The following is a 2,394-nucleotide window of genomic DNA, read 5'->3' on the forward strand; positions in this document are numbered from 1 at the left end:
GTATTCCAGAATGACTGCGGCCGCGGTACCCCAGAATTCCGTCTGGCTGAGCTTTCCGTCCTCGACCAGCAGCGCGGCAAGGAAGCGGAAAATGCAGTCGAAGACGTCCGTGAAGATGGCCAGGACCTTTTCTCCGTCGGGAATCTCCACCCGGATACGGGCAACCTCCCGGGGCAGGTCCAGCCTGTCCCCCATCACCACGATTTCCTCGGCGATGTCCTTCATGACCGCCCGGACAGGCACTCCCTTCTCCAGCACCAGGATCACGTTTTCGCCATGCGGCATGAACGCGAGTTCGTAACGGTAGAGGCAGTGGACCAGCGGGACGAGGTAGGCCTCAAAGTAGCGGCGGAGCCACTCTGCGGGTTCCAGTCCGGACAGCTCCATGAGCGCTGACACCAGCGGTTTGCCGGCCGGGTCGACGTGCAGCAGTGACGCCATGGTGGCCAGCTGCTGGCCCTCCGCCAGGAGGGGAAGGGGGCTTTCCCTCCACAGCGCGGAGAGCATCTTGCGGTACGGCGAGCCCTTGGCGGCGGCGGCCTCGTAGTACCTGTTGTGATAGCCGATGGCCGCGATCTCGCTGATCATCCCCAGGCCGCGCTTCTGCAGTGCGCTGTCTGCCCGGATCAGGTCCTGAAGCCAGTCATTGATGGCGGGGGTGGCCTTCATGTACTCGGGCGACAGTCCCCGCATAAAGCCCATGTTCAGGACCGACATGGAGGTCTTGACGTAGCTCTTGGCGGGGGCGCTGGTGTTGAAGAACGTGCGGATGGACTGCTGGGCCTGGTAGCCGTCGCTGCCCGTTCCAATGTGAATGATGTGCTGCTGTGCGATGTCGGCGGCGAACGTGACGGTGAGTTTGTTCTCCCACTGCCAGGGATGGACGGGCATCAGGAAGTAATCCGCAGGCTCCACCCCTTGGGCCGTGAACTCGGCGTCAAACGATCGCAGCACTCCGGCACCCAGTTCGGCCTCAAGGTGGGCGCGGTAGTCCAGCCCTGCGCTGGCCGTGAAAACGGCGTGGCTGCGGTGGACCCCGATCCATTCCAGCCGGACGGGGGCACCGATTTCCGGGGCGAAGGCACGGTAGTCGCTGATGCCGAAGCCCAGCCGGCCGTTGTTGGCTACGAAGCACGGATGCCCTTCGGTCATGCTGCGCTCGACGGCCTGGAAATCGGCAGCCGGATCGGTTCCGCCGGTGATGCCGGCGGCAAGCTCCACTGCCGAGGGCTGCGCCAGCCACTGTTTGTAGGAGTGGCCGGCAAGGGTGCTGCTGATCTCCTCGAGGTAGACCGGAAGCATCTCTTCACGGATGCCCAGCGTGCCCTTGAACTCGGTGATGAAGCGCAGGGCATCGGGAGTGGCGTCCTCCCCGCCCCGCGTGCAGCGGATGGAGGCGGCGTCCACCGCCCAGTGCTCGAGTTCCAGGACCCGCGCCGTGAAAGAGTACGCCGCTGAGTTATCGTCGCTGCGCACCACGTAGACTGCCGGTTCGTCCGGGTCTGCCGTGCCTGCCCCGGATCCCAGCCGCTGCGGCACGAGGATGCGTTCGTGCAGGAATTCGGCGAGGGCCTTCCGGACCAGGTGGCGGTTGGCTGCGGCCCAGCGCTCCGGCGCGAGGTGAGGGACGGCGTTGGTTGTGGTGGCCGCGTCCAGTTCGATGGTGTTCACAGTGTGGCTCCCTGGTGGATCGGGGTGGAAAGGTCATGGGTGTTGTGGAGCGCCGCGCGGGCGTTGAGGTAGTCCTGGCGCGTGCAGAAGCTGAGCAGCGCTTCCTTGCCGGGCAGCGTTACCAGCCCTGCCGGCTGGAAGCCGAACCGCCCGTTGAGAACATGGATTCTGGTGTTCCGGGCATCGGGCTCCACCACCACGCGGTCCACTCCGGGCTTCAGGAACAGCCGGTTCAGCACTGCATCCATCACGGCGGCCGTGTAACCCGGCGTGGGAACTCCCGACGGCGGCGACACCAGCAGGTGCATGCCGACGTCGCCGTCTTGCACGGCATAGGCAGCGGCAAGTGGCGAGGCGGACGGCAGGTACTCCTCCATCAGGAAGGCGGGGACTCCGCCGTCGAGCCCCAGCAACGCATGGTGATGCCCGCTGGACTGGATCCGCGAGTATTCCTCCACAACCCCTTCAACCGTGGCGGACTGCATTCCCCAGAACGAGGCGTAAGGCTGGGTGACCCAGCTGTGGAGGATGGGTGCATCAGAGACGGCGTCAAGGCAGCGGAACGTGAAGCTCATGCTGACACCTCCACTGCCCGGGTGGGGACCGGCTGGGGTGCGCCGAAGTGCTGGAACGCTATGCTGCGCTCCACCGGATAGACCTCACGGCCGGTGATTTCCCGGAGGATGCAGGAATTGCGGTAGGCGGCCATGCCCAGATCGGGGG

General features: G+C 65.4%; 2 protein-coding genes and 1 pseudogene. All 3 read right to left on the reverse strand.

Annotated elements, in window-relative coordinates; translation table 11 throughout:
• Positions 1-1,671: IucA/IucC family protein (locus DBR22_RS22795; protein WP_258229417.1), on the reverse strand; the 1,671-nt coding region annotated here is incomplete at its 3' end.
• On the reverse strand, positions 1,668-2,246 hold the full coding sequence (locus DBR22_RS22800; RefSeq protein ID WP_108600847.1) for a GNAT family N-acetyltransferase: 579 nt from the start codon (positions 2,244-2,246) through the stop codon (positions 1,668-1,670). The genes DBR22_RS22800 and DBR22_RS22795, both read right to left, overlap by 4 nt.
• Positions 2,243-2,394, reverse strand: a pseudogene (locus tag DBR22_RS25100) (alcaligin biosynthesis protein); the annotation flags it as partial. The gene DBR22_RS22800 and the pseudogene DBR22_RS25100, both read right to left, overlap by 4 nt.

Origin of the sequence: Arthrobacter sp. HMWF013, from assembly GCF_003061105.1 — a bacterium.
GTDB lineage: Bacteria > Actinomycetota > Actinomycetes > Actinomycetales > Micrococcaceae > Arthrobacter.

Coding starts and splice junctions, on each gene's coding strand:
- DBR22_RS22800 (WP_108600847.1), bottom strand. CDS start 2,246: ATGAGCTTCACGTTCCGCTGCCTTGACGCCGTCTCTGATGCACCCATC.